30 protein-coding genes and 5 tRNA genes are annotated in these 26,698 nt (G+C 59.5%); 22 read left to right on the top strand and 13 right to left on the bottom strand.

Annotation, left to right across the window (positions count from 1 at the left end; all coding sequences use genetic code 11):
• The first annotated feature begins 19 nt into the window (after positions 1-19).
• The 13 genes from PW789_RS13850 (at position 20) to rplK (ending at position 6,033) form a co-directional block, all read left to right on the top strand.
• The gene (locus tag PW789_RS13850; RefSeq protein WP_299377363.1) at positions 20-631 is read left to right on the top strand and encodes an HAD-IA family hydrolase; all 612 of its coding nucleotides are present in this window, start codon (positions 20-22) and stop codon (positions 629-631) included.
• A 145-nt stretch (positions 632-776) separates the two neighbouring features.
• Positions 777-852, top strand: a tRNA-Thr gene (locus PW789_RS13845).
• Positions 853-1,024: 172 nt separating this feature from the next.
• Positions 1,025-1,111: transfer RNA gene (locus tag PW789_RS13840), tRNA-Tyr, on the top strand.
• A gap of 227 nt (positions 1,112-1,338) precedes the next feature.
• A tRNA-Thr gene (locus PW789_RS13835) sits at positions 1,339-1,413 on the top strand.
• A 22-nt stretch (positions 1,414-1,435) separates the two neighbouring features.
• Positions 1,436-1,510: transfer RNA gene (locus tag PW789_RS13830), tRNA-Gly, on the top strand.
• Between the two features lie 31 nt (positions 1,511-1,541).
• The gene (locus tag PW789_RS13825) at positions 1,542-1,859 is read left to right on the top strand and encodes a hypothetical protein (protein ID WP_299377361.1); all 318 of its coding nucleotides are present in this window, start codon (positions 1,542-1,544) and stop codon (positions 1,857-1,859) included.
• Positions 1,860-1,936: 77 nt separating this feature from the next.
• Positions 1,937-3,124 (top strand): elongation factor Tu, encoded by a 1,188-nt coding sequence (gene tuf / locus PW789_RS13820; protein WP_299372936.1) that lies wholly within the window; start codon positions 1,937-1,939, stop codon positions 3,122-3,124.
• 256 nt (positions 3,125-3,380) lie between these two features.
• Entirely contained in the window at positions 3,381-3,842 is a 462-nt protein-coding gene (locus PW789_RS13815) for a hypothetical protein (RefSeq protein WP_299377358.1), read from the top strand.
• Between the two features lie 311 nt (positions 3,843-4,153).
• A complete protein-coding gene (gene rpmG, locus PW789_RS13810; RefSeq protein WP_158786509.1) occupies positions 4,154-4,303 on the top strand; it encodes a 50S ribosomal protein L33 in 150 nt (49 codons plus the stop codon).
• Positions 4,304-4,363: 60 nt separating this feature from the next.
• Positions 4,364-4,439, top strand: a tRNA-Trp gene (locus tag PW789_RS13805).
• Between the two features lie 94 nt (positions 4,440-4,533).
• Positions 4,534-4,794 (top strand): preprotein translocase subunit SecE, encoded by a 261-nt coding sequence (gene secE / locus PW789_RS13800; protein WP_299377353.1) that lies wholly within the window; start codon positions 4,534-4,536, stop codon positions 4,792-4,794.
• Positions 4,795-4,857: 63 nt separating this feature from the next.
• The gene (gene nusG / locus PW789_RS13795; protein ID WP_299377351.1) at positions 4,858-5,487 is read left to right on the top strand and encodes a transcription termination/antitermination protein NusG; all 630 of its coding nucleotides are present in this window, start codon (positions 4,858-4,860) and stop codon (positions 5,485-5,487) included.
• A gap of 108 nt (positions 5,488-5,595) precedes the next feature.
• A complete protein-coding gene (gene rplK / locus PW789_RS13790; protein WP_299377349.1) occupies positions 5,596-6,033 on the top strand; it encodes a 50S ribosomal protein L11 in 438 nt (145 codons plus the stop codon).
• A 69-nt stretch (positions 6,034-6,102) separates the two neighbouring features.
• Here the strand turns inward: rplK and PW789_RS13785 are convergent, their stop codons facing one another.
• The gene (locus tag PW789_RS13785; RefSeq protein WP_299377347.1) at positions 6,103-6,825 is read right to left on the bottom strand and encodes an SDR family oxidoreductase; all 723 of its coding nucleotides are present in this window, start codon (positions 6,823-6,825) and stop codon (positions 6,103-6,105) included.
• Positions 6,826-6,915: 90 nt separating this feature from the next.
• On the opposite strand from PW789_RS13785, the gene PW789_RS13780 reads away from it, so the two are divergent.
• Both PW789_RS13780 and PW789_RS13775 read left to right on the top strand, forming a co-directional pair.
• Positions 6,916-7,836: a LysR family transcriptional regulator gene (locus tag PW789_RS13780; RefSeq protein WP_299377345.1), complete on the top strand. Its 921-nt coding sequence runs from the start codon at positions 6,916-6,918 to the stop codon at positions 7,834-7,836.
• Between the two features lie 47 nt (positions 7,837-7,883).
• Positions 7,884-8,219 carry a hypothetical protein gene (locus tag PW789_RS13775; protein ID WP_299377343.1) on the top strand — a complete coding sequence of 112 codons (336 nt, stop codon included), beginning with the start codon at positions 7,884-7,886 and terminating at the stop codon, positions 8,217-8,219.
• 34 nt (positions 8,220-8,253) lie between these two features.
• Here the strand turns inward: PW789_RS13775 and PW789_RS13770 are convergent, their stop codons facing one another.
• Entirely contained in the window at positions 8,254-9,393 is a 1,140-nt protein-coding gene (locus tag PW789_RS13770; RefSeq protein ID WP_299377341.1) for a radical SAM protein, read from the bottom strand.
• A gap of 853 nt (positions 9,394-10,246) precedes the next feature.
• Here PW789_RS13770 and PW789_RS13765 point away from each other — a divergent pair.
• From PW789_RS13765 to PW789_RS13740, 6 genes are all read left to right on the top strand, one after another.
• Positions 10,247-11,788, top strand: a complete 1,542-nt coding sequence (locus PW789_RS13765) for a sigma-54 dependent transcriptional regulator (RefSeq protein ID WP_299377339.1) — start codon at positions 10,247-10,249, stop codon at positions 11,786-11,788.
• A 41-nt stretch (positions 11,789-11,829) separates the two neighbouring features.
• Positions 11,830-12,099, top strand: a complete 270-nt coding sequence (locus tag PW789_RS13760; protein ID WP_299377337.1) for a UBP-type zinc finger domain-containing protein — start codon at positions 11,830-11,832, stop codon at positions 12,097-12,099.
• Positions 12,100-12,173: 74 nt separating this feature from the next.
• Positions 12,174-12,395, top strand: coding sequence for a CDGSH iron-sulfur domain-containing protein (locus PW789_RS13755; protein WP_299377335.1), 222 nt, complete (start codon positions 12,174-12,176; stop codon positions 12,393-12,395).
• Positions 12,396-12,490: 95 nt separating this feature from the next.
• Positions 12,491-14,647 carry a CocE/NonD family hydrolase gene (locus tag PW789_RS13750; protein WP_299377333.1) on the top strand — a complete coding sequence of 719 codons (2,157 nt, stop codon included), beginning with the start codon at positions 12,491-12,493 and terminating at the stop codon, positions 14,645-14,647.
• Between the two features lie 11 nt (positions 14,648-14,658).
• Complete coding sequence (locus tag PW789_RS13745; RefSeq protein ID WP_299377331.1) at positions 14,659-15,222, top strand: NUDIX hydrolase; 564 nt, start codon at positions 14,659-14,661, stop codon at positions 15,220-15,222.
• Between the two features lie 3 nt (positions 15,223-15,225).
• Positions 15,226-15,657 carry a hypothetical protein gene (locus PW789_RS13740; protein WP_299377329.1) on the top strand — a complete coding sequence of 144 codons (432 nt, stop codon included), beginning with the start codon at positions 15,226-15,228 and terminating at the stop codon, positions 15,655-15,657.
• A 14-nt stretch (positions 15,658-15,671) separates the two neighbouring features.
• Here PW789_RS13740 and PW789_RS13735 read toward each other — a convergent pair whose 3' ends face one another.
• The 6 genes from PW789_RS13735 to PW789_RS13710 all read right to left on the bottom strand — a co-directional run bounded on the left by PW789_RS13735 (position 15,672) and on the right by PW789_RS13710 (position 19,182).
• Positions 15,672-15,938 (bottom strand): anti-sigma factor, encoded by a 267-nt coding sequence (locus PW789_RS13735; protein ID WP_299377327.1) that lies wholly within the window; start codon positions 15,936-15,938, stop codon positions 15,672-15,674.
• Positions 15,929-16,549 (bottom strand): sigma-70 family RNA polymerase sigma factor, encoded by a 621-nt coding sequence (locus tag PW789_RS13730; RefSeq protein WP_299377325.1) that lies wholly within the window; start codon positions 16,547-16,549, stop codon positions 15,929-15,931. Before PW789_RS13730 ends, PW789_RS13735 begins: the two co-directional genes overlap by 10 nt.
• Entirely contained in the window at positions 16,533-17,042 is a 510-nt protein-coding gene (locus PW789_RS13725) for a DoxX family protein (protein ID WP_299377323.1), read from the bottom strand. The genes PW789_RS13730 and PW789_RS13725 overlap by 17 nt, the downstream gene beginning before the upstream one ends.
• Positions 17,039-17,932: a DNA-binding domain-containing protein gene (locus PW789_RS13720; protein ID WP_299377321.1), complete on the bottom strand. Its 894-nt coding sequence runs from the start codon at positions 17,930-17,932 to the stop codon at positions 17,039-17,041. The genes PW789_RS13725 and PW789_RS13720 overlap by 4 nt, the downstream gene beginning before the upstream one ends.
• A complete protein-coding gene (locus PW789_RS13715; RefSeq protein WP_299377319.1) occupies positions 17,929-18,789 on the bottom strand; it encodes a DUF692 domain-containing protein in 861 nt (286 codons plus the stop codon). Before PW789_RS13715 ends, PW789_RS13720 begins: the two co-directional genes overlap by 4 nt.
• Positions 18,790-18,891: 102 nt before the next feature.
• A complete protein-coding gene (locus PW789_RS13710; RefSeq protein ID WP_299377317.1) occupies positions 18,892-19,182 on the bottom strand; it encodes a hypothetical protein in 291 nt (96 codons plus the stop codon).
• Between the two features lie 177 nt (positions 19,183-19,359).
• On the opposite strand from PW789_RS13710, the gene PW789_RS13705 reads away from it, so the two are divergent.
• Positions 19,360-20,973, top strand: coding sequence for a hypothetical protein (locus PW789_RS13705; protein WP_299377315.1), 1,614 nt, complete (start codon positions 19,360-19,362; stop codon positions 20,971-20,973).
• A 50-nt stretch (positions 20,974-21,023) separates the two neighbouring features.
• Here PW789_RS13705 and PW789_RS13700 read toward each other — a convergent pair whose 3' ends face one another.
• The 5 genes from PW789_RS13700 to PW789_RS13680 form a co-directional block, all read right to left on the bottom strand.
• Entirely contained in the window at positions 21,024-21,806 is a 783-nt protein-coding gene (locus PW789_RS13700) for a DUF2076 domain-containing protein (RefSeq protein ID WP_299377313.1), read from the bottom strand.
• 112 nt (positions 21,807-21,918) lie between these two features.
• Positions 21,919-23,160, bottom strand: coding sequence for a VWA domain-containing protein (locus tag PW789_RS13695; protein ID WP_299377311.1), 1,242 nt, complete (start codon positions 23,158-23,160; stop codon positions 21,919-21,921).
• Between the two features lie 60 nt (positions 23,161-23,220).
• Positions 23,221-23,892 (bottom strand): class I SAM-dependent methyltransferase, encoded by a 672-nt coding sequence (locus PW789_RS13690; protein WP_299377309.1) that lies wholly within the window; start codon positions 23,890-23,892, stop codon positions 23,221-23,223.
• A gap of 86 nt (positions 23,893-23,978) precedes the next feature.
• The gene (locus tag PW789_RS13685; RefSeq protein WP_299377307.1) at positions 23,979-25,109 is read right to left on the bottom strand and encodes an alginate lyase family protein; all 1,131 of its coding nucleotides are present in this window, start codon (positions 25,107-25,109) and stop codon (positions 23,979-23,981) included.
• Positions 25,110-25,163: 54 nt separating this feature from the next.
• The gene (locus tag PW789_RS13680; RefSeq protein ID WP_299377305.1) at positions 25,164-26,684 is read right to left on the bottom strand and encodes a sigma 54-interacting transcriptional regulator; all 1,521 of its coding nucleotides are present in this window, start codon (positions 26,682-26,684) and stop codon (positions 25,164-25,166) included.
• Between the last annotated feature and the right edge of the window lie 14 nt (positions 26,685-26,698).

Raw genomic sequence — 26,698 nt, 5'->3', positions numbered from 1 at the left:
GCCCGGGAGATCTTTTTCGATGAAGTTGACCTTACCTGCCGGCGAGTTCAAGGCGTATCTGTTTGACTGCGATGGCACAATCTGCGACTCGATGCCGCTGCACTACATTGCCTGGAAGGATGTTCTTTCTGAGTACGGCTGCCACTTTGACGAAGAGCTGTTTTATGCCTGGGGCGGGATGCCGGTGGTGGAGATCATCGAATCGCTGAACCAGCGCCACAACCTGGCGATGCCGGTGGCCGATATCCAGCTCCGCAAGGAAGAGATGTTCTACGCGAACCTGCCGCAGATGAAGGCGGTGCCCGAGGTGCTGGAGCATATCGAGGCGCAGCATGGCGTGATTCCGTTTGCCGTGGTGTCGGGCTCGACGCAGGATTCGGTGCGGGCGTCGCTGGCGACGCTGAGCCTTCTGGACCGCTTCGAGACGCTGGTCTGCGCGGGAGATTACAGGAACAGCAAGCCGCATCCGGAGCCGTATCTGATGGCGGCTGAGAGGCTGGGAGTTCAGCCGGAGCACTGCCTGGTCTTCGAGGACACGGAGATGGGGATTGAGTCGGCGACAGCCGCAGGCATGGCGTCGGTGAAGGTACCGGCACCGTGGGAGCGGCGGGCGCTGGTGGAGATGGTGTGATGAGGCAGAGCGCTGTGGGAATCGGCGCTGTAACCGGCGTTGCGACTGCGGTTGCGCTGTGCTACATTCAGAACTGCGGCGCACTCTGCGCACAGCACCATTGCGCGTCACGCGACTGGAGCTTCAGAGAGCAAAGGCTGTCAGGGCTGGCGTAGCTCAGCTGGTAGAGCATCTGATTTGTAATCAGAGGGTCGGGGGTTCAAGTCCCTTCGCCAGCTCCAGTTTCCTCACAGCCGAGGAAGAGTTTGGTTGTACTGCCAGGCCGTTCTGGTCGCGCAGGCCTCCGGAGACTTTCTTCAAAGCACACGCGTTCGATCGGCGTCACTGGATCGGCGATGTGGTGTGGTGAATAAAGGACGGGTGCTGCCGATTTGAGAGGCTTGACAGAGAAGTGCACAGGTGGCCGAGTGGTTAATGGCAGCAGACTGTAAATCTGCCGCGTTATGCGCTACGAAGGTTCGAATCCTTCCCTGTGCACCACAAGTTTGGTTGTAAGACAGGGGAGCGTCAGTGGATTTCAGCCCTGCCGGCAGTGGACGGATGTTGGTCGCGCTGGGAGTGATTGGAGTTCTGGCGATCCTGGCCTGGCAGACGATGGAGCCAGGACAGTATCGGACGCTGACGTTGATCCTGTTAGGATTTTTTGCCTTTCGTGTAACGCTGCTGAGGCTTCGTTCGCGATAGGATTGTTGAGTTGGTTGTAACAGGCTGATGTAGCTCAGTGGTAGAGCACTCCCTTGGTAAGGGAGAGGTCATGGGTTCAAGCCCCATCATCAGCTCCAGATTTTCATTGGTAGCAGGCGGGCGGGAGTAACTCAGTGGTAGAGTCACAGCCTTCCAAGCTGTTGGTCGCGGGTTCGATTCCCGTCTCCCGCTCCAGAGCGTTCGAAGGCAGTAGCAGGAGAGTTTGTTGAGCACGTTGAAAGAGCAGCCGGTACTTCCGATCGCCGAACCCGAGGCGTTTGGTGCGGTGAAGACAGCGATTGAAACGTCATTTGCCACTGGAAAGATTCGTGACTTCCTGCGCTCGCTCGAGCAAAAGGGAGCGCGCATCCGTGAGTTCGAGTTCGTCCTGAGCAAGGGCCTTCTCGGGCCGAAGGCGGAGGCCGACTATAAGCGGCTTCCCGACGGAGACCAGGGGCAGATTCGGGAGCTTTACCTCGCGAGCCTCGAGAAGGTCGCTCCTGAGCTGAGGCAGCAATTCTTCCGGCTGTACTCGTACTACTGATTTCTCACTTCCAAGTTTGAAGTTTAGACCTGAACCGCCGGCCAACCGCCGGCCAACACCACGAGACGGAGAGAGCAATGGCGAAGGAAAAATTTGACCGGTCCAAGCCGCATGTGAACATTGGCACGATTGGCCACATTGACCACGGCAAGACGACTTTGACGGCGGCGATCACGAAGGTTCTGTCGAAGCACAACCCGAAGAACAGCTTCCGTTCGTTCGATACGATCGACAACGCTCCTGAGGAGCGCGAGCGCGGTATCACGATCGCGACGTCGCACGTGGAGTACGAGACGGCGAACCGTCACTATGCCCACGTCGATTGCCCCGGCCACGCCGACTACATCAAGAACATGATCACGGGCGCAGCGCAGATGGACGGCGCGATCCTGGTGGTTGCAGCGACGGACGGCCCGATGCCCCAGACGAAGGAGCACGTTCTGCTCGCTCGTCAGGTTGGCGTGCCGTACATCGTTGTGTTCCTGAACAAGTGCGATGCGGTTGAGGATCCTGAGCTGATCGACCTGGTGGAGATGGAAGTTCGTGAGCTTCTGTCGAAGTATGACTTCCCCGGCGACGACGTTCCTGTCATCCGCGGTTCGGCGCTTGGCGCCCTGAACGGCGAAGCACAGTGGGAAGAGAAGATCGACGAGCTGATGGAAGCGGTGGACAAGAATGTGCCGCAGCCTGACCGCATGGTCGACCTTCCGTTCCTGATGCCGATCGAAGACATCTTCTCGATCTCGGGCCGTGGCACTGTTGTTACGGGCCGTATCGAGCGTGGCAAGATCAAGGTTGGCGACCCTGCCCAGATCGTGGGCTTCCGCGACACGCAGGCGACGACGGTAACGGGCGTCGAGATGTTCAAGAAGCAGCTGGACGAGGGTCTTGCAGGCGACAACGCCGGTCTTCTTCTTCGCGGAACGGCGAAGGAAGATGTGGAGCGTGGCATGGTTCTGGCGAAGCCGGGCTCGATCACGCCGCACACGGTGTTCAAGGGCGAGGTTTACGTGTTGTCGAAGGAAGAAGGCGGTCGTCACACCCCGTTCTTCAACGGCTACCGTCCCCAGTTCTACTTCCGCACGACGGACGTGACTGGCTCGGCGAAGCTTCCTGAGGGCACCGAGATGGTGATGCCTGGCGACAACATCCAGCTGGAGATCACGCTGCACACGCCGGTGGCGATGGAGAAGGGTCTTCGCTTCGCTATCCGCGAAGGCGGCCGCACCGTCGGCGCAGGCACCATCTCCGAGATCATCAAGTAAGTCCTGTGCGGACGGCGGTAACCTGCTTCGCGTGGGTTTCTGCTGAAGGCCAAACATCATAAAGCGGCGAGCTTCGGCTCGCCGCTTATTGTTTGTGCGTTGCGGCAGACATGGCTCGCTCTTGCTGAAATCCCCGGAATCGGTTGAACTAACAGATTCTGTGCAGTGTGCAGAGGTTTCTGGGAAGAGCAGCTTGGTTTTTTGAAACAACTTCCTGCAGATAGTGTTTACTCCTACTGGAGTCAACGGAGGCAGTATGTTTCTTTCGAAGATGGTTCAGCTTTCGGCTTTGGGCCTGGTTCTTGCGGCACCTACCGTGGTGGCGCCTGCGCATGCACAGGTTGTCGTCAATATCGGCCCTGCGCCAATATGTCCGTACGGGTACTTCGACTATGCGCCTTATACCTGCGCGCCGTATGGTTACTACGGCCCGGACTGGTTTACCGGCGGTGTGTTTATCGGAGCCGGCCCCTGGTTTCATGGACCGCATGGCTTCTATGGGCATGTGGACAACCGTTACGATCCGCACCATGGATACGCTGGCCCCATGCCGGGGCGGGGAGCACAGCCGTTCAATCACTTTGAGGGCAATGAGGCCCGCGATGGTCAGGGTCATGTCGGCAATGCCAGCCATGGTCCTTCCGGCGAGCACTCAGCTGGATTCTCTGGTGGCGGACATCCGGGCGGCGGCGGACATTCCGGTGGCGGACGCCACTAAATCCATGATGCAGGCCGGAGGAAGGCCTGCCAAAGTATCGAATGCCGGATCGTGAAACGGTATTGAAAATCAAGCGGCGGTCATCACTGGCCGCCGCTGATTTTTACCGAAGCAAGGCTTTCTTTATCCCAGTCTTTCGTGGATAATAGTACGAGGCGAATGCGTGGCCTGACCGCGTCGTCCTCCGGTAATACAACTCAGGATTTGGTGGCAGGGACCAATAACCCCTGCGTCGCGGCGTGTCGGGAGTATTTCCTGCATGCTGCTTGCCAGCCAAAGCGGCTGGCCACGTTAGTAAGGAGAAGAAAACAATGCGCGAGATCATTACCCTCCAGTGCCCGGATTGCAAGAACCGGAACTATTCGACCACGAAGAACAAGAAGACTACGACGGGTCGTCTCGAGTTCTCGAAGTTCTGCAACACCTGCCGGAAGCACACGGCTCATAAAGAGACGAAGTAGGACTGGCCGTCCAGGCAGATGCGCTTTGCGCTCTGCCTTCGGACGGATCTGCCACTCCTTGGGGGAGTAAGCTCAACGGTTAAACTGTCGGTCTCCAAAACCGAACTTCTCGGTTCGAATCCGAGCTCCCCCGCCATCCTCTTTCGCGTCTCTCTCCATGAGGGACAAACAAGAGAGGTGGCAGCAACAGACGAAGTCAGCAGCAGAACGAAGATTCACAAGGCGGCGTTATGGCCAAGACAGTAGCGGTAGCGGAACAGCAGACAAACACCGGCATGCAGCAGTTGAAGGCACTGCCCGAGCGCACGAGCAGCTTTCTGAGGGACGTGCGCAGCGAGATGCGTAAGGTGGCGGCGCCGTCGCGAGAAGAGGTCCAGTCGACCACCACGGTGGTGATTGCGACTGTGTTTATCTTTGCGGCGTACTTCTGGCTGGTGGATAACGTGATTGGGCGCGGTGTGGAGTATGTTCTCCGCGTTTCGGCAAAGTAAGGTTCGATAGCAGCATCGCAGGCCACGAACGAGAAGCATACGATGCGTGGAGAAGGCATAAGCATGGCGGACGAGCAGCAGAATCCGGTGGAAGAGCAGGCGACCGAGGTAGCCGTTGAGGAATCGACGGAGCAGCTGGCCCCTCCGGTTAACGAGAACTTCAAGTGGTACATCATCCACGCCTACTCTGGCTTTGAGCGCAAGGTGCGTGAGTCTCTTGAGAGCCGCATCTCGGCCTTCGGTCTGCAGAATAAGATTGGCCGGATCATGATTCCGACCGAGCCTGTGACGGAGCTGCGCAATGGCAAGAAGTACACCATCGAGCGCGTCTTCCTGCCTGGCTACGTTCTGATCGAGATGGATCTGGACAACGATCTGTGGCATGTGATCAAGAACACGCCGCGGGTGACGGGCTTCCTTGGAACCGGCGACAATCCGGTTGCTCTGTCTGAGCAGGAGGTCAGCTCGATCCTGTTCCGCTCGGATGTCTCGAAGGACAAGCCGACGCTCAAGATCAAGTTCGACAAGGGCGAGCAGGTTCGCATCAACGAGGGTCCGTTTGCGAACTTCACCGGCGCGGTGGACGAGATCAACGAAGACAAGCAGACGCTCAAGGTGATGGTCAGCATCTTCGGTCGTTCGACTCCGGTCGAGATCGAGTTTTCGAAGGTCGATAAGGTCATCGACGAGTAAAGTTTTGGCCGCACTCTAAAGAGAGGGTGGCCTGGAAGTAAGTTTGAAGGTTCAAAATTAAGCGTGATGGCCGTGAGGCCGCCGCTAGAAGCGTAAGAGGATTTCGCAATGGCACCGAAGAAAGTAACTGGATACGTCAAACTGCAGATCGTCGCCGGCAAGGCAACGCCTGCACCTCCTGTCGGCCCCGCACTTGGCCAGGCCCAGGTCAACATCATGGAGTTCTGCAAGCAGTTCAACGAGCGCACGAGCAAGGATCCGGCGCTGGTTGGTCTGACCGTTCCGGTCGTGATCTCGGTCTACGCAGACCGTACGTTCAGCTTCGTGACGAAGACTCCTCCTGCTCCGGTGCTTCTGCTGAAGGCCGCCGGTATCGACAAGGGCTCGGGCACTCCGAACAAGGAGAAGAAGGGCAAGGTCACCGAGAAGCAGATCCTCGAGATCGCCAAGCAGAAGATGCCGGACATGAATGCTGCTTCGGTTGAGGCTGCTGCCAAGACGATTCGTGGCACGGCTCGCTCGATGGGCATCGATGTGGTTGCCTAAAAGAGATTGCTCTGACGAAAAGCCCCGGCTGATGCCGGGGCTTTTCTTTTTGCGTGCCATTCATATTGATTAAGAGATGACGGCGCCTCCGTCGGTGACGAGGATCTGGCCGGTGGTGTAGCCGGACTGCATGAGATAGATGTAGGCCTGCGCGATGTCTTCGGGTTCGCCGACGCGCCCGAGGGGCAGTTTCGCCGCCTGCTCCGAGTACATCGCTTCACGCTCTGCTTCGGACATGCCGGCCCACAGGGGTGTCTTGATCATTCCGGGGCAGACGGCGTTGACGCGGATGGGAGCCAGATCGAGTGCGAGGCCTCTGGTGAGGGACTCGACTGCTCCCGCGATGGCAGAGGTGGCGCTCCATCCCTTCCACGGACGTATGCCGACGATGCCGTTGGTCAGGGTGATGGATCCGGTGGCGCGGACGTGTGGTGCGCCGATGGTGGCGGCGAGGTAGATTCCCCAGAAGCGAACTTCGAACGCCTGCCGGGCCTGCTGGTAGGTGGGCTGGAAGGTTGGCATGGTATCGCCGGCGGTGATGACGAGATGATCGATCTCTGCGAGTTCGCCGGTGAAGAGCTGCTCGAGCGAGGCCTGATTGGTGACATCGGCGAGGGCTCCCTTAACCGTGGGAGGCAGCTGGCTGAGCGCAGCATCGATGTTCTTCTGACTGCGGGACGCAATCGTTACGAATGCTTCCTTCTCAGCGGCGGTTCGGGCAGTCGCAAAGCCGAGGCCTGAGGTGCCTCCAAGGATGACGACCTTCTTCCCTTTCAAATCCTGAGTGTTCATGTGTATCGACTCCCCTTCGGCGGGTAATTCACTTCCCGCAAAGTAGTAGATGGACTCAGATATCCATGCGATCTATGCATAATATTCATAATGAATATGCGTTGGTCGCATCTACGTCAGTCGGACATGAACCTGCTGGTGGCGTTTGCGGTGTTTGCGGAAGAGTTGAGTGTGACGGCGGCGGCCAGGCGTCTGTTGTTGAGCCAGCCTGCCGCGAGCCGTATGCTGGAGCGTCTGCGGGCGCAGTTTGGGGATGACCTGCTGGTGCGCGGGCCGAAAGGGTATCAGCTGACTCCGACGGGAGTTCGGCTGAAGGCGGAGCTTGACCGGCTGCTTCCGCAGATTGAAGAGCTGATCGGCAGACGGCCCTTCGATCCCTCCACAGAGGCCGCGAGCTTTCGCATCACAGGGGCGGACAACACCTGCGCTACGGTGTGTGGCTTGTTTGCCCGTGAGGTGCTGCCTGCTGCTCCGCGGGTTGAGGTGAACTTCGTTCCGTATAGTGAAGAGGCCTTGAGCGATCTGGATCGCGGGCGGGTGGATCTTGTGCTCTCGAATGATGACGTGCTGGTTCCGTCGCATCTGGAGTCGCGACGGCTGTACCGCGAGAGCTGGCATTGCATTGCGGCGGCAGGAGGCAAGCTGCCGAAGAGCCTTTCGCTGGAACGCTATCTTGCAGCGGAGCACATTGCGGTGTCGACGCTTGCGGGAGTACAGTCCATCCCGGATAAGCGTCTTGCAGCGCTGGGGCTTGCGAGAATGGTTCGGCTGCGGATGCCTTACTTCGGAGCAGCGCTGGAGTGTGTGGCGGGTACGAATCTCATGCTGACTGCGACCTCTGGCGTCGCGCAGGCGGCGAAGCAGCGAGGCGATCTTCGCGTGTTGGGGGCTCCGCGCGAACTTGCAGGCTTTGGTTTTCTCGCCGTGTGGCATCCACGGCTGACGAGTGATCCTGGCCACACGTGGCTGCGGGAACGGCTGGTGGAACTGACGCGTGCTCTTTCTTTGTAGGACCAATGCGTGTCGCTTCGTATGAGCAGGAATTCAGGAGGTTGTCTATGCAGGCAGCATCAGGCGCGACGGTTGTGGTGGTTGCTTACCGGCCAAAGCCGGGGATGGACGAGGAGCTTCTGCAGTTGACCCGCGAGCATGTTCCTCTGCTGCGTAGCCAGGGACTAGCTACGGAGAGGCCATTTGTCGCCGCGCGAGCAGCGGACGGCACCATCGTTGAGATCTTTGAGTGGGTTGCGGGAGCTGTGGAGAAGGCACATAGCAACCCGGTTGTCCTGAAGCTGTGGGAGAGGTACGCCGCCGTCTGCGAGTACGTGCCTTTAAACCAGCTGGCCGAATCGTCCACCATGTTTGCATCGTTTACTCCGATCGATCTGGATTGATTGCTATGTGCCGGCCTGTCTCTGCTAATCGTCTTTATGGATCAAAGAGAAGTTGCTGCTGGGCGGGAGCAGGATGGGGGTCGTTCGTGCGGTGTCCAGCTGAGCGAACGGGGGCGAGTGGACGGGGATCGCTGCGGTTTGTGGTCTCGAGTGAGTCGCCCGGATTGTCTGCTTCTTCGCGCCAGCGGCGGTTGAGGCCGTGACGTTCTCTGGCCTGCGAGACGAGGTGGCTGAGGTGGGCGGCGTAGGGCTTCGCCGCGAAGTCGTTGCGGGCGAACCGGCGCTCGTAGTCGGCGACGAGCGCCGGGTAGTGCTCCCGGACGAAGCTCAGGTAGGTAGGGCGGGAGCACGGCTTGAGGAAGAGGGGATTGGCGGCGAAGAAGCTGGCGTTTGCCTTCGCGGAGAGCGCGGCCATGCGGTCGATGGCCTCTTCCGTATCGGTGATGCCGGGGAGTAGAGGAGAGCAGAGGATGCCGGTGACAATGCCGGCCTCGCGGAGGCGGCGAACCGTCTCGAGACGAAGATCGGGGCGCGGCGCTCGCGGCTCCAGCAGGCGCGCCAGCTCGGCATCGGGCGTGGTGATGGTAATGTGCACGACGAGCCGATTGTGCTGCCCGATCTCGCGGAGGAGGTCGGTGTCACGCAGGATGAGCCGCGATTTTGTGACGATGCCGATGTTGTAGCCGGAGCGGTTGGCGAAGACCTCGAGGATGCTGCGGGTGATCCGCGCGCGGCGCTCGATGGGCTGCCAGGGATCGGTGGCGGTGCCGATGGCGATCTGCTGGGACTTTTGAAAGCGACGCAGCTCCTGCTGGAGCAGCCAGGCGGCGTTCTGCTTGAGGAAGATGAGTCGTTCGAAGGTGAGCGGGTCATGGAAGTCTGGCTCTCCAGGCGCAGAAGGCAGGGCGGAGGGCGCCATGAATTCGTGGGTGTAGCGGGCGTAGCAGTAGCGGCAGGCGAACTCGCAGCCGCGATAAGGGTTGATGCTCCAGGCCATCCAGGTCAGCCGTTTCGACACGGAGCGGTTGAGAAGGCTGCGAACCTGAAGGGCGCGGAACTCTACGAGATGGCCGTCATCGGCATGTTCGGCGTGGCAGGCAAGCCGCGCGATACCGACGGGTCCAGATTTTTCCTGACCGAGGATGGGAAAGATTGGTGTCTCTATTTTCGCCATTTGTTCGCCTTTGAAGACCAGCGTAGGCCGCTCCAGATGGGGAGTCAAGGGGAAGAGTCTGGATTTTGGGTAGGAGCCGCAAGTCGTGGATTAAAAGGGCTTGCGGGCTTTGGCGAAATCAATTTCCACAACGGGAATGTTTCCCCTTTTGGGAAGGTATCGATTTCTCCAGTTATTGGGAGGTTTCGAACGATTCGGCGTGTTTTGGACGCGAGCATTCCCAGATTAGGAATTGCCCAAACCGCTGTAACGTGTTTGTCTGTAAGCTAAGGTTTTTGGTAACACTCCTCTTTCGCTTTGTTGTCAAAGAGTTGCAGAAATTCAGGACACCTGAATTTCAGTTTGGCACTCTACGTGATTACTAAAGTGCAATTGCGTGCCTGGCATGGACGTAGTTCTGAGGGGTCATGGGAGATGCGGGCAATGCAGAGCAGTACAAGCTCGTTGAGGATCAACGGATTCGCAAAACTTTGGGGAGGCGACCGGATGCGCGCGCCTGGCCCCCCGATTTCTTTTCAACAGAGATGCGATGGCGGCGTGGATCGTCAGCTGATTGTTGTGCGGCATCGCCGTGCGGCAGGCGCTGTCTTACGTCTGCCGCGCTTCGCTCATAGAGCTGGGCAATCTGTGCGAGCGCTCTCGCACTGTTGTTGCTCTCGCGCTGCTGCTCGCACTGTTTATTCCGGACGTTGAGTGCAGCTGCTGAAAGCGAGCAAATAGAGAGGTCAGAGCCTCCCGGTTGGTGTTGCGAACGAACGGATGCGGAGAGCATTTAATGCGTTCATGGAGTGCCGGCAGCGACGACTGGAAATAGATAACGACATAGCGATTTGGCGAGTGCGGAGAGAGGTATATGGCGCCAGAATTGATGGCAGCAATGCAACGAGGTGGAGGGCCGCGGCCGTCCGGGTTCCTGGTGGGGTTATCCCCGCTGGCGGAGCGGACGGGCGAATCGGTCAGGCTACAGGGAAATCCGGCCCTGCATGTGCTGGTTGTCGATGATGACAGCGCCGTACGGAATGCCTGCTGTTCGATCGGCGAGGCGATGGGTTGTGTCTGCCATGGAGCGGACAGCCTTGCGCGTGCACGGGCGATTCTGAAGCATCACAAGATCGACATGCTTCTGCTGGATCTCCGGCTGCCTGACGGCGCCGGACTGACGCTGCTGGAACAGGTCAGATCGCTTTATCCGGAGACGGCGGTGGTGGTGATGACGGCGTTCGCCACGGTCTCTTCGGCGGTAGAGGCGATGCGCATCGGCGCTCGTGACTACCTGACGAAGCCCTTTGCGCTGGAAGAGTTGACGACGGTCATCGAGCAGGCGGGACAAAGGATTAATTTCGACCGCGAAAGCCGGCTTCTGCGCGAGCGTCTGCGCTCTCAGTCGGGAGACACCGGGCTGATCGGCAGATCGCCGGAGATGGAGAAGCTGTATCGCATTCTCTCGAAGGTGGCCTTTTCGACGCACCCGGTTCTGATCCTCGGCGAGAGCGGCGTAGGGAAGGAGCTGGTGGCGCGCTCCATCCATGAGAACGGGCCGAACGCGGCGAAGCCGTTTGTTCCGGTGGACTGCGGTGCGTTGGCACCGACCCTGATTGAGAGCGAACTGTTCGGTCATGTGAAGGGAGCTTTCACCGGAGCGGACCGTGCCAAGGACGGCCTGTTGGCAACGGCTGATGGAGGCACGGTCTTCCTGGACGAGATTGGAGAGCTTCCGCTGGATCTGCAGGCCAAGCTGCTGCGGGCTCTGCAGGAGAAGGAGATCCGCCCGGTGGGTTCGACGCAGTCCCGGCCGATCTCCGCGCGAGTGCTGGCCGCGACCAACCGCGATCTGACTTCGATGGTGGAGCATGGAAAGTTTCGCAAGGACCTTTACTTCCGGCTGAACGTGGTGAACCTGCGGATTCCTCCGTTGCGTGAGCGGCGATCGGATATTCCGCTGCTGGCTGTGTACTTCCTGGCTCGCACGGAGAGGGAGACCGGGGTGGAGCGGAGGCTTTCGGACGAGTCGTTGCGCCTGCTGGCAGAGTATGACTGGCCGGGCAATGTGCGCGAGCTGGAGAATGCAATTGAGCGCGCGTGTACCTTGTCCAGCGGACCCCTGCTGCACATGGGCGATCTGCCGACGCAGCTGCAGGACTTCAAGATGCATCAGCTGGTGACATCAGTTCCTCAGCGCGCCGAGGAGAGCGGTGCGGTGCGGACGGTGAAGCCTGCGGCGAATGGCGAGATCGTCTCGATTGCCGAGATGGAAAAGCAGGCGATCCTGGGCACGATTCGCCAGCTGAAGGGCGACAAGCTGCTGGCGGCCAAGCTGCTGGGTATCGGCAAGACGACGTTGTATCGGAAGCTGAAGGAGTATGGCATCACCAACGTGATGACTGGAGAAGCCTGATTGCGGCGCCGGTGAGATAGCATCGTAGCCGGAGGATGATCATGGCGAAACGGTGCACGCATCTGGGAGAGATTCGGGAGGTGACTCCCTCGGCGCAGGGGTGCGAAGAGTGTCTCAAGGTGGGCGGATGGTGGGTGCATCTGAGGATGTGCATGATCTGCGGCCATATGGGCTGCTGCGATTCTTCGCCAAGTAAGCATGCGACGAAGCACTTTCATGCGACGCAGCATCCCATCATGCGTTCGATGGAAGAGGGCGAAGACTGGGGATGGTGCTTCGTCGATGAGGTGGAGCTGGACTTTTCGCGCTGACGGAGGAGACCTCGCCCCTTGAGGTGCGAGGTTTGCTATGCTTGGCTCATCTTTGAAAAGAGAGTGAGCAACAGATGTCAGAACAGGCGGTAAAGATTACAGTCCGTCCTAACGGCCCATTGCGGGTCGAAGGATCGATTACGTTGACGGACGCAGATGGAAAGCAATGGGATCTGACCGGCAAGCCCGCGATCTCGCTATGCCGTTGCGGAGCCAGCGAGAAGCGGCCTTTCTGCGATGGAGCGCACAACCGGATTGGCTTCCAGTGCCAGGCAAGCCCTGGCAACCTGACGTAAATCGAAGGACAAAGACAGCCTGGCAGGGTAGATTCCTGCCGGGCTTCTCCTTTGATGGCCGTGTGAATCGAAACTTGCGCAAAGGAAGATACGGGATGAAGCGTTGCGGGTGGTCGTGTGTGCTGGCGGGAGCTGTTCTGTTGACGACGGCAGTGGCGTGGGGGCAGGTTGCGACGGATGATCCGCAAGCGATCCCATTGCCCGCGGCCAAACTGGATGAGTATGTCGGCCAGTACCACATCGCTGCGGAGCCGGACATCATCGCTTCGATCACGCGGGAGGGCGATGCCCTGTACACGGAGGGTTTGAGATCTCCGAAGACTCTTCTGCGCGCCGAGTCGCCAGACCACTTCTTCATCTCCGGCTCGGAGACGCGGCTGGTCTTTGAGCGCGACAGCAGCGGCAAGGTGACGGGAGTGTCGCGCCAGGCGACTGGACCACGCAGCGCATCGGGCATGGTGGAGTGGGTTCGCTTCAGCGACGAGGGCGCGCACCTGAATCATTTTGTGGAATACATGCGCACGGAGGAGATGGTGCCGGTGCGCGATGGCGTGAAGCTGCACCTGGTGATCCTGCGGCCGAAGGGCTCGGAGAAATCGGGCGAACCGCTGCCGTTCCTGATGGTGCGTACGCCGTATGGCATCGATGGCGAGTCTTCGGATTCAGTGAACGCGAGCAAGCCGGAGCTGGCGCAGAGCGGCTACATCTTCGTCTTCGGCGATATTCGCGGCCGCTATGGCTCGGAGGGCCAGTTCGTCATGAACCGCCCTGTGGTTGCGCATAAGACGAAGAGCGATATCGACGAGACGACGGACACGTACGATACCGTGGCGTGGCTGCTGAAGAATGTGCCGAACAACAACGGCAAGGTCGGCGTCTACGGCATCTCGTACCCGGGATTTCTTGCGACGATGGCAGGCATCGATGCGCACCCCGCGGTGAAGGCGATCTCTCCGCAGGCTCCGATGACGAATATCTGGATGGGGGATGACTTCTTTCACAACGGAGCATTCCGCGAGACGTATGGGTTCGACTACGTGCAGCAGCTGGAGGCGCAGAAGACCGATGTGCGCGTCGACAGCACGGAAGACACGTTCAACTTCTTTCTGCGCAATGTGAACTTCGCCGGCGCGGCGAAGAGTGCGGGAATGAGCGATCTGCCGACAGCCAAGGCGTTTCTGACGCATCCCGAGTACTCGAAGTTCTGGCAGGACATGGCGGTCGAGCCTCACCTGACGAAGGTGGAGGTTCCCACGCTCGAAGTGGGCGGCTGGTGGGACCAGGAGGATATGTGGGGGCCGCAGGCGCAGTATGCCGCACTGGAGCCGCACGACAAGAGTCACGAGGTCTTCCTTGTTCTGGGGCCGTGGAACCACGGTGGATGGGTGGCGACGACGAGGCACCTGGGCGCGGTCAACTTCGATGCCGCGACGGGGGATCAGTATCGCAAGACAATCGAGGCGCCGTTCTTTGAGAAGTATCTGAAAGATAAGCCGGGGTTTGATCTGAAGGATACGGCGAGCTTCCGTACCGGCGTGAACAAGTGGGAGCATTACAGCGCGTGGCCTCCGAAGGAGGGCTTTGCGCCGGCCAAGCTGTATCTCGCTGCTGCTCACGGATTGAGCTTCAAGGCGCCGTCTGCCGAATCGAAGGCGGAGTATGTTGCCGACCCCGCGAATCCTGTGCCTTACCGTCATCGGCCGATTCAGTCGACGTATGGAAACGGATCGAAGTGGCGGCCATGGCTGGTGGAAGATCAGCGCTTCGTCAGCGATCGCAAGGATCTTGCCAACTTCACCACAGCTCCTCTCGATCACGATGTGACGGTGACGGGCGATGTGATGGCCGACCTGTTTGCTGCAACGACAGGGAGCGATGCGGACTGGGTGGTGAAGCTGATCGACGTGTATCCGGACGATGCACCGGATGGCATGGGCAGCTATCAGCTGATGATCGCGGATGAGATTCTGCGGGGCCGCTATCGCAAGAGCTTCGAGAAGCCTGAAGCAGTGAAGCCCGGCGAGGTGACGGAGTACAAGTGGAGCCTGCATGGCGCCGATCACACCTTCCTGAAGGGGCATCGCATCATGGTGGAGGTGCAGTCGACGTGGTTCCCGCTGTACGACCGCAACCCGCAGACGTACGTGCCGAACATCATGTCGGCGCCTGCAACTGCGTATAAGCCGGAGACGATTTCGATCTATGGATCGTCCAAATATCCGTCACATCTTGAATTCGAGATGCCACAGTAACGGAGAGAGCTTTGAGCATTAAAACAATCAGCAGCCGTGAGGTCTATCGCAATCCGTGGACGAGCGTGCGCGAGGATGTCATCGAACGGGCCAACGGCCAGCGGGGAATCTATGGAGTGATCGACAAGGACCCGGCGTCGATCATTATTCCTCTGGAGAAGACGCCGGAGGGTGAAGAGTTTTTGTATCTGATCGAGCAGTTTCGCTACACCGTTGGCGGCCGGTTTGCGGAGTTTCCGCAGGGCGGCTGGGAGCAGGCCGATGTCGATCCGGAGGAGCTTGCGCGCGGAGAACTGCGCGAAGAGACCGGATTGGTTGCGGAACAGATGACGATGCTGAGCACGCTGCAGATCGCGTATGGCGTGATGAATCAGAAGCACCATGTCTTTCTGGCAGAGGGGCTGAAGCATGGCGAAGCCGAGCCTGATCCGGAGGAGCATGATCTTGTGATGAAGCGGGTGAGCGTCGCTGAGTTTGAACGGATGGTGCTCTCCGGTGAGATCGTCGACAACTGCTCGGTGGCGGCGTGGGGACTGTACAAGATATGGATCGAACAGGGACGTCCAGCGAGGTAGCGGATGAGCAGTGAATTGCACCCGGAATACAAGGAGAGGTCAGGCGTTGGGCTGCGTCTTGCGAACGCCGGCAGCCTGGCGTTTATCTTGCTGCAGAGTGCTTGCACGGCTGTGATGGCGATCAGTGGATTCAGACTGCTGATCGGGCTGAGCGCATTAGCTGCTGCGACCACGGTGTATGGCCCTGCGAAGGGGTTTCATCAGGATGCGATTCGTATTCCGATGATGGTGCTCGCAGCCGTTGGGGCGCTGGCGAATCTTTACTCGGTGTGGCGCGTGCGTTCGCTGCGCGCGCGGCCTGCGTCGCAGTGGAGGGTGCAGCCTGCCTCGAAGGAGAAGCTGCGTTCGGAGTGGATACAGATTGGGCTGGCGATCCTGACGCTGCTGCTCGTAGCGGTCGAGTGGGCGTTGCACCATAAGATACATCGCGGCTAGGCTGCATCTCTTTCCTACGGATCAGTGTCTTTCTCGGGGGGCGGTACGTTCAGCATCGCTTCGGTGAGCCTGGCGTGCAGGCGTTCGCTGTAGCCGAGCGGAAGCTCGAAGACGCGATCGTCGGCGGTAAGAATCAGAATATTGCGGGTAGAGTCGAGGATCGCGGAGCAGATCTCACAGTGCGCGAGATGCTCTTCGACATGCGCGCGGGTTGACGCATCGAGCGTGTTGTCGAGGTAGCCGGAGATGTAGTCCCAGACATGGCGGCAGTTCAGAACCATGGGAACCTCCTTCGGCTAACCGGTACAGCTGACTTCAACTGTGGCGCAAGCTGTTTCTGCAGCATCAGCCGCGCGCGATGGAGCCTCATCTTGACCGAAGCTATGGTGATGTCAAGTGCGTCTGCGGTCTCCTGGACATTGCGCTCTTCCAGTTCGCGAAGCACGAAGACTTCGCGATAGGCGAGAGGGAGTGCGTCGAGGGCGCTGCGTACGAGCGAGCGAACTTCTTTACGCTCGAGCGTCTCGGAGGGAATCTCGCGCCAGTCGGTGAGCTGCGCCGGAACGGGAGAGTTTTCGCTGGTGTCATCGATGGAGTCGGTGAGCTGCGGCTGCTTCCTGCGAAGTCGTGCGCGCGCCTCGTTGAGAGCGATGGCGATGAGCCACGTGCTGAAACGCGAGTCGGAACGGAACTTGCCAAGATGACGATAGGCCTTGATGAAGGCCTCCTGCGCGGCATCTTCGGCCTCGGCTTCGTTGTGCAGCAACGAGAGCGCCATCAGGTAAACACTTCGCTCGTAAGGGCGAATGAGCTCATGGAAGGTTTCGGTTTGCCCGCCTAACACCTTCTCGATCATCGCGGCCTCGTCCCTTCCTTCAGTCTGCGACGGCATTCGCTCCCCAGCGTGGTTGACGCATGTATGGATGGAATCGCGTTGCGATGAGCGCGTCAAGCGAAAAGATTCCGGGGCCGAAGAGGAGGATCAACAGCGCGGCGAAGAGGAAGGTGTATGGATCGGCGCCGTAAAACTTCTCGGGGTTCGAGAAGACCGAGAGCAATGCTTCGTGATCGGCGGTCCAGTATGCAACGAACATGGAGCAGGTCAGCAGGAAGGAGATCGGCCGCGAAAAAAGTCCGAGGAAGAGCAGGATGCCGCCGAAGAACTCCAGACCTGAAACAAAGTGCGCGTTGAGGGCGGGGAAGGGGATGTTGAGCGAGGAGAAGAACTCAACGATCTTCGGCTGGTTGTGCAGCTTGCCCAGACCGGTCTGCGTAAACTGCCAGCCCCAATAGAGGCGGACGAGAAGAAGAAAGGGGGACGCAAGTTTTTCAGCGATGTTGCAAAAATACTGATGAATGCTGGCGGCGCGAGCAAGGACGTTCATGGTTGCTCCGTAGCGGATGGCAGGCAGAGCCAGCCCATCTGCATGAGGTACTGGAAGGCCGACTGAAGATGCGCTGGCCGGTCGGCTTCGGCGATGCTGCTGTCGAGAAAAGCCGCGTCGATCGCGTCGCTGAGCGTGGCATTGGCTTCAAAGGCTCGAAGGAGTTGATAGTCTTCGAACGCGAGACGTTTGTAATAGACCGTGTCTTCGTGACGGTGCACGGCGAGATGGATCTGCTCGCGCTTGGGGCGACGCGAACGGTTGCGCCGTACAAGGTGAAGCGTGACGGCATTTGAGGCCTGCGTGCCTGCGGCATGCGCGTTGTCCTTGATGGCGATGAGGGCATCATCGACCGCGTATGGCGAGGCGATCAATCGCACGAAAGGCTGCAGGGCAAGCTGTGTCTCGTCACCGAGCGAAGCGATGGCGTCGGGAGCAAGAGGGGGAAGCCTTGCGTTATCGAAGGCCTCGATGTGTGCCCACTCCAGTGCTGCCATCGCGATGGCGCTCTCGGTGTGAGGCTCGGCGTACTGCGGGTTCTGCTGCAGCCACGGCACGATGGAGGAGCCAAGGTTGCGCAGCGTGAACGAGCGCGAGGGGTTTGTCTCAAGATAGGCGCGCATGAGGCGATTGAAGCGACGAGAGCCGACGATGGATCTCAGGCCGGGGAAGTCTTCTTCGAAGGAAGAGAAGAGGCGAAACCAGTACTGGCGGTTATAGATCTCGAGCCGTTCGAAGGAGCTGAGGCGATCGTTCGGCTTGATGAACGAATCCGCTTCTGCTGCAACGGAGCGGCCGTTGGCGTCGCGCTGCCGCGTGGTTTCAGAGCGCGTGAGCGGACGCATGACGGCGGTGGCCATCTGGCGCTGCAATTGTGCGAGCGAGCTCATGCGGTCACCGCCAGCGGCGATTGTGCGGCTGCATCGAGGTAGCGAGTTGCTTTCAGAGCTTCGGCATGAACTTCATCGAATGACGGGATGCGATCGTCCCACTCCAGCAGCGTTGCCGTGGGGCCGCAGCGCTCGATGGCTCGTGCATAGAGCTTCCATACGGGATCGAGCACAGGGTGATCGTGCGTGTCGAGGATGTACTTCTCAAACTTCGAGTGGCCGGCGATGTGGATCTGCGCAACGCGCTCCGCGGGGACAGCGTTGACGTAGGTATGCGGGTCGAAGCTGTGGTTCTGCGAGGAGACATAGATGTTGTTGACGTCGAGCAGAATGCCACAGTCGGCCTGTTCGACGACCTCGTTGAGGAACTCCCACTCGGTCATCTCGGAGAGGTGATATTCGGCGTAGCTGGAGACGTTTTCGACGGCGATCGGTATTTCGAGAAAGTCCTGTACCTGGCGGATCTTTTCCGCGGTGATCTTTGCGGCCTCAAATGTGTAGGGCATCGGCAGCAGGTCGTGGGTGTAGGTTCCGTCGACCGATCCCCAGCAGAGATGGTCGGAGAGCCACGGTGTATTGGTACGGCGAACGAGATCTTTCAGGCGGCGCAGGTGTTCGCGCGATAGTTTGTCGGCCGAGCCGAAGTACATGGAGACGCCATGCTGCACGACGCGGTACTGATCGAGGATGCTGTCGAGGATCGTCAGCGGACGGCCGCCGTCGATCATGTAGTTCTCCGAGATGATCTCGAACCAGTCGACGACGGGCTTCTTCTCAAGGATGTGCTGATAGTGCGGCACACGGAGACCGATGCCTACGCCGTAGTCTGTGAATCCGTTAAAACGATTTGCCGGCATGCTGCGTTCCTTGGTGCCTGATTCGCTGGTGTTTGATGAGAGATACTGTATCGCGGCGGCACGCGTTGACCTGCTGCCGCGATACAGTGAATTGCGGTGGAATTAAGCTGCCGGTGGCTTGGAACCGTCGGTGGCGCATCCGCCCTTGCCCTTGCAGCTGTTCTTGCCCTTGCAGCCGTTATCTCCGGCCTTGCATCCGCCCTTGCCCTTGCAGCTGTTCTGGCCCTTACAAGCGTGCTTATCTTTGTCGGCACCGAGGAAGGTAGCCGAGGCGCTTGAGAGCTGACCGAGCTGGGTTCCCTGCAGGGTCGATGCATGGATGGGGGTGGCGGAGCCGCTCAGCAGTCCGGTGACAGCTGCGCTCATCATCATTGCCTTCAGTGAGTTCTTCATCTCTCAAATCTCCTTGTGGTGTTGTTACGGGGTTGCATACTGAGAGTACGCACGATCTGCCCCGTTAGATTCGAACTGCGTGGAACGGTAACAGGGTTTCGAAAAGTTTTTTGCGATTTGTGGTGGATTGCGGTTAAACCTGGCATCTGTCCTCAACAATGTGCATCCAAAGCTTTTATGAGCACGCCGCACGAAGGCCTGACTCCGGAGAACAACCAGGAGTCGGCGAAGAAGAGGCACAGTATATGGTGGTGGATCTCGATCTCGCTTCTGATCGCTGTCATCGTTGTGGCAACGATTGCTCAGATCATGTTCTATCGCTCAGGCCCGATCCTTAAGGGGCGAGTCATCGAAACCCTGAGCACCAGGTTCGACAGCCGGGTGGAATTGGATAACTTTGAGGTCTCGGTCGTCAAGGGATTCGAGGTGTCGGGAGACGGCCTGAAGATCTACCCGCCGGACGATGTCGTTGAGGCGGGAGCAAAAGACCCCCTGATCTCGCTGGATCACTTCTCCTTTCACGCGAACCTGATGGGCCTGTTTCTCAAGCCGATGCATGTCGGCACGGTGAAGGTGAAGGGCATGACGATCAGCATTCCTCCACGGGAGATGCGGCAGCAGGCTGCGAAGAGCGACAGGCACATCGGCAAGATCAAGATCGTTGTGGACGAGATTGACTGCGAAGACTCCAAGCTGATTATCGGCACAGCGAAGCCCGACAAAGATCCTAAAGAGTTTGTACTGCAGCATATCGTGATGCACAATGTAGGCCCGAACGAGCCGTGGCGCTACGATGCGAATCTGGTGAACGCCATCCCGCGCGGTGACATCCACGCCGAGGGGACCTTTGGGCCGTGGGTGAATGAGAGTCCGGGTGATTCGTCCATCACGGGAAAGTATATTTTCGATCACGTCGACCTTGGGACGATCAAGGGAATCGGCGGCACGCTCTCATCGATCGGGGACTTTAGCGGACAGCTCGATCGTATCGTTGTCGATGGAGTGGCTGACGTGCCGAATTTCTCGCTGGATACGGCAAATAACCCTGTGCCACTGCACACAAAGTTTCACGCTATCGTCGATGGCACGAGCGGCGATACGTATCTTCAGCCTGTAGACGCAAGGCTTGGCCGATCGGAGTTCAGTTGCTCCGGCGCCATCATCAATATCAAGGGTGTAGGACACAATATCGATCTCAACGTGGACGTGCCGAACGGCCGGATCCAGGATTTTCTGGAGCTTGCGGTGAAGACCAAGCCGGTGATCATGACCGGGCAGCTCCAGATGAAGACCAAGCTGCACATTCGTCCGGGAAAGGAGAGTGTCACGCAGAAGCTCGGCCTCAATGGAGGTTTCAAGCTTCGCTCCATTCACTTCACGAATCCCGAGTGGCAGGACAAGATCGATATGCTTAGCCTGCGGGCGCGTGGCGATGCGAAGGATGCCAAGCCAGGCGCAGAAGATGTCGCTTCGCAGATGGTGGGAGCCTTCGGCATGGGAGGCGGCAAGCTGCGCTTCAGCAAGCTGGGCTACTCGCTTCCCGGTGCAGACGTTAATCTGGTGGGCGTCTACTCGCTTGATGGTAACGAGCTGGACTTCAATGGCAAGGTAAGAACCAAGGCTGCGCTCTCCAATATGGTGGCGACGTGGTGGAAGTCATGGCTGTTGAAGCCGGTCGATCCGTTCTTCCGCAAGAATGGCGCAGGCGCCGAGATCCCGGTCAAGATCAGTGGAACCAAGGGCGCGCCGAAGTTCGGGCTGGATATGAAGCACAAAGAGAAGGGCGAGTGATCGCCCTTCTCTGATGGAATTTCGGTGGATTTGGAACTACGGTGGATTGTTTAGAAGCTGTTGTCGTCTCCGCCGCCTGAGTCGAAATCGCCTGAGAAGTCCGAGCTGCTGTCGTCGAACGAAGACGAGTCGTCCTGGAAGTTGCTGGAGTCGTCGTTGAAGTTATCGTTGCCCAGCAGGCTGTCTCCGCTGTTTCCGTGATCGTTGTTCTCAACGGCCTGCGAGAAGCGAGACTCGTCGCGGCGGTCTTCGATGTCGGGGGAGAGGCTGCTGTCGTGTTCGTGCGCACCGGAGTCGCCGTAGTAGTTGTTGATGGTCTCCGGACGTTCGCTGTCTCCGATTCCGTATCCGGCGTTATGTTCAAAGCCGTGCAGCAGGCTCTCGACGCCTTCAAACGCCAGCGCACCAGCGGCGACGCCAGCAGCCGTTTGCATGGCTCCACGCAGGAAGCCGCCTCCGCCTGTGGGATAGCCGACTGGCTGAGGTGAACCGTAGCCGTAGCCGGGCACAGGAACGTACTGCGTCTGCTGCGCATAGGAGAACTGAGGTGGAGGCGGCGGTGGGGGAGCCTGTTGCTGATCGCGTCCGAGCAGGCCGCCCAGGAAGCTGGTGGCACGCTTTGGCTGCTGACGCAGCTGGTCGAGTTGCTGCGTGGCCTGGTCCAGCGCATACTGCTGCACCAGCACGGTCTGTGCGAGAACGTAGAGCGCATCGGGATTGCGACCGAGCGTCTGGTTGAGCATCTCTTCCGCGTCAGGATCTTTTTCGTCGAGCTGGGTCTGATTGACGCGCTGGATCAGCCCCTGCAACATCTCCTGTTCCTGTGGTGTCATGGAACTCCTTCAGTCATGCCCGCCCAAGAGCAACGCGGGCTAGGCAGTATGACGCGAGTAGATACGAAAAAGGTAGGAAAAGGTTCAGTGTTACTGGAAACAGGCGCGTTGGCTAGTGGACGGTCTTCATGCGACGGGACATAAAGTCCATCAGCAGGTAGTTGCCCAGCGTCTCCGGCGTGGTGAAGTAGGCCTTGCCGCGGCACATGGCGCTGACCTTCTGGACGAACTGCACCAGGGTGAAGTCGTTGGCCAGCATGAAGGTATTGATCATGATGTTCGATCGCTTGCAGCGGGCGACCTCTTCCAGCGTCTCCTCGATGACCAGCGGGTCGAGGCCGAAGGCGTTCTTGTAGATGCGTCCGTCGGGCAGGGTGAGGGCCGACGGTTTGCCATCGGTGATCATCACGATCTGCTTCATGTCCTTGTTCTGCTTGGCCAGGATGCGCTGTGCGAGGCGCAGGCCGTCCCGGGTGTTGGTGTAGTGCGGGCCAACCTTGACGCGCGAGAGCTGCGAGACGGGGATCTCCTCGGCGTAGTCGTGAAAGAGGACGAGGTTGAGCGTATCGCCGGGGAACTGCGTGCGGATCAGGTGCGAGAGCGCCATCGCCACGCGCTTGGCGGGCGTGAAGCGGTCTTCGCCGTAGAGGATCATCGAGTGCGAGCAGTCGAGCAGCACCACGGTGGCGCACGACGACTGATAGTCCGACTGGTGCACATGAAGATCGGAGTATTCGACGTTGAGCGGGGAATGCTCTTCGCCTTCGACGGCTGTGCGAATTCCTTCGCGCGCGAAGACGCTGGAGAAGGTGGCTGTGACATCGAGGTTGAGCGTATCGCCGAACTCGTAGAGCTTTGAGGAGCCGTTGATCTCGACGCCGGCGGCCTCGTGTCGCGTGTCGTGGCGGCCGATGCTGGAGCGGCCCAGCGGGCCAAGCAGATCGCGCAGCGCCTTGTAGCCGAGGAAATCCATCCCCTTGTCGGTGACCTCGAAGCGCGCGTTGGCGTCGCCATCACCGGCCTCGCCCTGTCCCTGCGGGGGCATCTCGGCGTTGATGAAGTTCTGCTCCTGCATCTTCTGGACGATCTTGTCGATCAGCTCTTCGACCTGATCTTCGGGCAGCGATTCGAACTTCTCCTGCGCCTCCTCGTCGAAGAGTTCGCCGGATTCGAGTGCCTGGCGAATGGCATCGCGCAGGTTCTCCATCGTCTGATCGTTGAATTGGGAGAAGTTGGAGTAGGGGTCGTTGAAGCCGGAGTCCAGTAAAAAGTCCGAGAGGGACTGCATGAGGTCTTCGAGCCCGAAGCTCGAGGAGAGATCGCCGGTGAACTTCGTGTATCGGACTCGTTTCATCGCGGTGGCCTCCAGTTTAGACGGTTAAGAGGCCGCCCGCGATGCAGAGCTTGGCGAAATTCAGCTTCGGGTACCGGTCATGACGGCGAAGCTGCTCTCTTTGAACCAGCAGTCGGCGTCGGCGAAGCCTGCGTTGCGCAGCCATTCGAGCTGCGGCTCCAGTGGAGAGCGGCGGTCCTCCTGCTGGCGGAAGAGCGAGTCGGCGATCTGTTGCTCGGTCGCACCCAGAGCGCGAATTTCGTTGAGCCAGCGCTGCTGATAGACCTCTTCCATGGCGGGCGTGGGGCCGGCGATGTGGTCGGTATTCACAAAGACGCCGTTTGGCGAGAGTGCCTCGTAGCAGCGCTGGTAGAGGCTCTGCTTGTCGTGGTCGTCGAGATGATGGATCGACAGCGTGGAGACGATGGCGCACTGCTGCTGCGGTAAAGGGGACTTGACGTAATCGGTCTGCGAGAAGGTGAGGTTGGCGTCGTCGGCCAGGCGCTCGCGCGCGAGATCGAGCATGGGCGCAGAAAAATCGATGAGATGGATGTGAGCGTCGGGGAAGCGCTGGCGGATGAGGATGGTCAGCAGGCCAGAGCCTGCGCCGAGGTCGACGATCTTCTTTGCCCCCGCAGGGATCAGCTCGATGGTGCGAGCGTAGATGCGGTCGCAGCCGGGGATGAGGCGCGAGCGGTTCTGATCGTAGGTGGATGCTGTGGCGTCGAAGACAGCCTGCGTCTGATTGGGCATCGATTCTCCTTCTGATTATGAAGATAATCAAAAATGATGGATGATTCGATTTTTATAAAAATTATGAATGACGTAATAGCCTCTGCTCAGGGGTGGGAAGGTACGTACCCGGAGATAACCGTCATGCTGCCTCCGATGCGCGTGGCGAAGGTCGGCGTGGTCAGTCCTAGAGCGACCGTCTGCGGGAGCTGCGGAAAGTAATTCGAATAGATCTCGGCGAAGGCGAAGAAGTCTTTGCCTTCGCCCTGGAGGAGCTGCTCCTCGGGGGTGTAGGCCTTGATGATCGTGGGGTCGTCGAGAGCGTGGCCGAAGAAGTTGACGGCGTCGCTGATCGTCTTGCCGCTGGGCGAACGATAGAGCATCAGCGGAACGCCCTGGCGCTCGGCGAAGGCGGCGAGAGGTACCAGCGGCTGCAGTGCGAAGGACTGGTAATGAATGGCGCGTTCGTGCCGTGCCATCTCCAGTGGCAGAGCGCCGCGCTGGTCGAGTTCGTTGATCGCTTCTTTGTAGGTGGCGATGCCCCAGCTGAAGAGTTCGCTGTCCGATGAGATGACGCCAACCGCGGTAGCGGCGAGCCCGCGCCAGTAGTGGTGATTGTTCCTCTGAGTGCTGGCCTTGTCGAACTCGACGGTGCGATGCGCTACTTTGTTCATCCATGCGATGTCGCGCGCGATGATGCTGCGATCGAGCGAAGGCTCATTGAGGAGTACGGACTCGCTGATGGCGACGGCGCTCAGCGTCCACTCGACCTGAAACCACGCCTGCGAGCTCTCCTTGGGGTCGTAGTCGAGCAGGGTTCCGGCCTGTGCCCAGCTATCGATCTGCTGCTGCGCGCACTGTGCCTCCTGCCTGCTGCCGGTGACGAGCCACTGGTTCATGCCGGCGGTGACGCGATGCTCGAAGCCATTGTAGAGACGCGTGACGGGAGCTTCCGCCGGATTGATGGGGCCGTGTCCGCCGCTGAGATAGTGCGGTGGAATGATCATGTGGCCGCTTGGCGGCGTGAGGGGAGCGAGCTGGGTGCAGAAGCTGAGCTCTTTGATGGCCTGCGCCGTGCGGGTGTCGTGATTCTGCGTCAGTGCGCGATGACGTGCTGCGACGTCGATGTAAGACGCCTTCGCGTTCTTAATCTCTTCGCTGGTTACGGTGTGTGTCAGGCCAAGCAGGAAAAGTGCCAGTCCGAATTGAAGCGATGTCGCAAAGCCCGATTTCAGCATTGCGGCATGTTATGCGAATGAAGATAGAACTGGCACCTACCCGAAAGAGGCGATTTAGTTGAAGCCTCGCCGTGAGCGGTTGCGCGGGTTGACTTCTTCCTGTTCGCGCTCGCGCATGCGCTCAGCGTATTGTGCTGCCTGGTCGAGGCGCTGCTTCTTTTCGGCTGCGGTGAAGATGCGCTCTTCGGCGCGGCTGATGCGCTTGTGCGCTGTCATGCCTTCGAGGAGAAACTCTGCGGCAGAGACGGTGGTCTCGGCTGCGGTCTTGCCATTGATGCCGAGCGGCGTCAGCTTTTCGAGGAGTCCCTGAATCTGCTCGAGCTCGGTGAGCGAGGCTGCGGCAGGCTGCGAGTCGTTCAGCTGGACGGTGCCGCCCAGGTTGAACCACTGTTCGATCTGCTGCGTGTTGGCTTCGGCGAAGTACTGGTCGAAGATCTGACCGACGGCAGAGTGAATGATCTCGCGGATGACGGTGTCGGCTCCGCGCATCTCGCCCTCGTACTCCAGCTCGATCTTGCCGCTGATGCCGGGCAGGGCAGTGTAGATGTCGCCGACGCGTGGGACGACGAGGTCTTCGCCGTGGAGGAGGGCGCGGCGTTCTGCATTCGAAAGCACCAGCTCCATGGTCGAGATGGGCAGGCGCTGCGAGACGCCGGAGCGCTTGTCGACTTTCTTGTCCTCGCGTGCAGAGAAGGCAATCTGTTCGACGATCTGCCGGATGTAATGCGGTATCTCGATGTTGCTGGCCGGGCGTTCGGACCAGGCCTCCTGTGCGGTGATGCGGATGCCCTCTTCGATGTCTTCGGGGTAGTGCGTGCGAATCTCGGAGCCGATGCGGTCCTTGAGCGGCGTGACGATCTTGCCGCGCGCCGTGTAGTCCTCGGGATTGGCGCTGAAGACGATGGCAACGTCGAGCGGGAGGCGCACGGGGTAGCCCTTAATCTGCACGTCGCCTTCCTGCATGATGTTGAAGAGCGCGACCTGAATCTTTCCGGCGAGGTCGGGCACCTCGTTGATGGCGAAGATGCCGCGATTGGCGCGGGGGAGCAGGCCGTAGTGCATGGTCAGCTCGCTGCCGAGGTCCTGGTTGGAGCGTGCCGCTTTGATTGGGTCGATATCGCCGACGAGGTCGGCCACGGTGACGTCGGGAGTGGCGAGCTTTTCGACGAAGCGCTCGTCGGGTGCCAGCCAGGCGATGGGTGTTTCGTCGCCGAGCTTCGCGATCAGGTCGCGCGAGTACTTGCTGATTGGCGCGTACGGATTATCGCGGATCTCGGAGCCTGCGATGTAGGGCGTATGCGGATCGAGCAGGGCCGTCAGCGCGCGCAGGATGCGGGACTTCGCCTGTCCACGGAGGCCGAGCAGGATGAAGTTGTGGCGCGAGAGCAAGGCGTTGACGATCTGCGGGACGACCGTGTCTTCGTAGCCGACGATGCCGGGAAAGATGGTTTCTTTGGAGCGCAGGCGGTCGATGAGGTTCTCGCGCAGCTCATCCTTCACGCTGCGTGCAAGACGTTCGGGGGTGTATTCGCTGGTACGAAGAGCGCCGAGGGTCGCAGGAAGGGAGTTCGCCATGTCTAAGTATAGAT

Source organism: Edaphobacter sp. (assembly GCF_028283685.1).
Classification (GTDB): Bacteria; Acidobacteriota; Terriglobia; order Terriglobales; family Acidobacteriaceae; genus Edaphobacter.
The sequence above is the reverse complement of the archived record's forward strand: the minus strand, read 5'-3'. Positions and strand labels throughout refer to the sequence as shown.

Coding starts and splice junctions, on each gene's coding strand:
- PW789_RS13850 (WP_299377363.1), top strand. CDS start 20: ATGAAGTTGACCTTACCTGCCGGCGAGTTCAAGGCGTATCTGTTTGAC.
- tuf (WP_299372936.1), top strand. CDS start 1,937: ATGGCGAAGGAAAAATTTGACCGGTCCAAGCCGCATGTGAACATTGGC.
- PW789_RS13815 (WP_299377358.1), top strand. CDS start 3,381: ATGTTTCTTTCGAAGATGGTTCAGCTTTCGGCTTTGGGCCTGGTTCTT.
- rpmG (WP_158786509.1), top strand. CDS start 4,154: ATGCGCGAGATCATTACCCTCCAGTGCCCGGATTGCAAGAACCGGAAC.
- secE (WP_299377353.1), top strand. CDS start 4,534: ATGGCCAAGACAGTAGCGGTAGCGGAACAGCAGACAAACACCGGCATG.
- nusG (WP_299377351.1), top strand. CDS start 4,858: ATGGCGGACGAGCAGCAGAATCCGGTGGAAGAGCAGGCGACCGAGGTA.
- rplK (WP_299377349.1), top strand. CDS start 5,596: ATGGCACCGAAGAAAGTAACTGGATACGTCAAACTGCAGATCGTCGCC.
- PW789_RS13785 (WP_299377347.1), bottom strand. CDS start 6,825: ATGAACACTCAGGATTTGAAAGGGAAGAAGGTCGTCATCCTTGGAGGC.
- PW789_RS13780 (WP_299377345.1), top strand. CDS start 6,916: ATGAATATGCGTTGGTCGCATCTACGTCAGTCGGACATGAACCTGCTG.
- PW789_RS13775 (WP_299377343.1), top strand. CDS start 7,884: ATGCAGGCAGCATCAGGCGCGACGGTTGTGGTGGTTGCTTACCGGCCA.
- PW789_RS13770 (WP_299377341.1), bottom strand. CDS start 9,393: ATGGCGAAAATAGAGACACCAATCTTTCCCATCCTCGGTCAGGAAAAA.
- PW789_RS13765 (WP_299377339.1), top strand. CDS start 10,247: ATGGCGCCAGAATTGATGGCAGCAATGCAACGAGGTGGAGGGCCGCGG.
- PW789_RS13760 (WP_299377337.1), top strand. CDS start 11,830: ATGGCGAAACGGTGCACGCATCTGGGAGAGATTCGGGAGGTGACTCCC.
- PW789_RS13755 (WP_299377335.1), top strand. CDS start 12,174: ATGTCAGAACAGGCGGTAAAGATTACAGTCCGTCCTAACGGCCCATTG.
- PW789_RS13750 (WP_299377333.1), top strand. CDS start 12,491: ATGAAGCGTTGCGGGTGGTCGTGTGTGCTGGCGGGAGCTGTTCTGTTG.
- PW789_RS13740 (WP_299377329.1), top strand. CDS start 15,226: ATGAGCAGTGAATTGCACCCGGAATACAAGGAGAGGTCAGGCGTTGGG.
- PW789_RS13735 (WP_299377327.1), bottom strand. CDS start 15,938: ATGGTTCTGAACTGCCGCCATGTCTGGGACTACATCTCCGGCTACCTC.
- PW789_RS13730 (WP_299377325.1), bottom strand. CDS start 16,549: ATGCCGTCGCAGACTGAAGGAAGGGACGAGGCCGCGATGATCGAGAAG.
- PW789_RS13725 (WP_299377323.1), bottom strand. CDS start 17,042: ATGAACGTCCTTGCTCGCGCCGCCAGCATTCATCAGTATTTTTGCAAC.
- PW789_RS13720 (WP_299377321.1), bottom strand. CDS start 17,932: ATGAGCTCGCTCGCACAATTGCAGCGCCAGATGGCCACCGCCGTCATG.
- PW789_RS13715 (WP_299377319.1), bottom strand. CDS start 18,789: ATGCCGGCAAATCGTTTTAACGGATTCACAGACTACGGCGTAGGCATC.
- PW789_RS13710 (WP_299377317.1), bottom strand. CDS start 19,182: ATGAAGAACTCACTGAAGGCAATGATGATGAGCGCAGCTGTCACCGGA.
- PW789_RS13705 (WP_299377315.1), top strand. CDS start 19,360: ATGAGCACGCCGCACGAAGGCCTGACTCCGGAGAACAACCAGGAGTCG.
- PW789_RS13700 (WP_299377313.1), bottom strand. CDS start 21,806: ATGACACCACAGGAACAGGAGATGTTGCAGGGGCTGATCCAGCGCGTC.
- PW789_RS13695 (WP_299377311.1), bottom strand. CDS start 23,160: ATGAAACGAGTCCGATACACGAAGTTCACCGGCGATCTCTCCTCGAGC.
- PW789_RS13690 (WP_299377309.1), bottom strand. CDS start 23,892: ATGCCCAATCAGACGCAGGCTGTCTTCGACGCCACAGCATCCACCTAC.
- PW789_RS13685 (WP_299377307.1), bottom strand. CDS start 25,109: ATGCTGAAATCGGGCTTTGCGACATCGCTTCAATTCGGACTGGCACTT.
- PW789_RS13680 (WP_299377305.1), bottom strand. CDS start 26,684: ATGGCGAACTCCCTTCCTGCGACCCTCGGCGCTCTTCGTACCAGCGAA.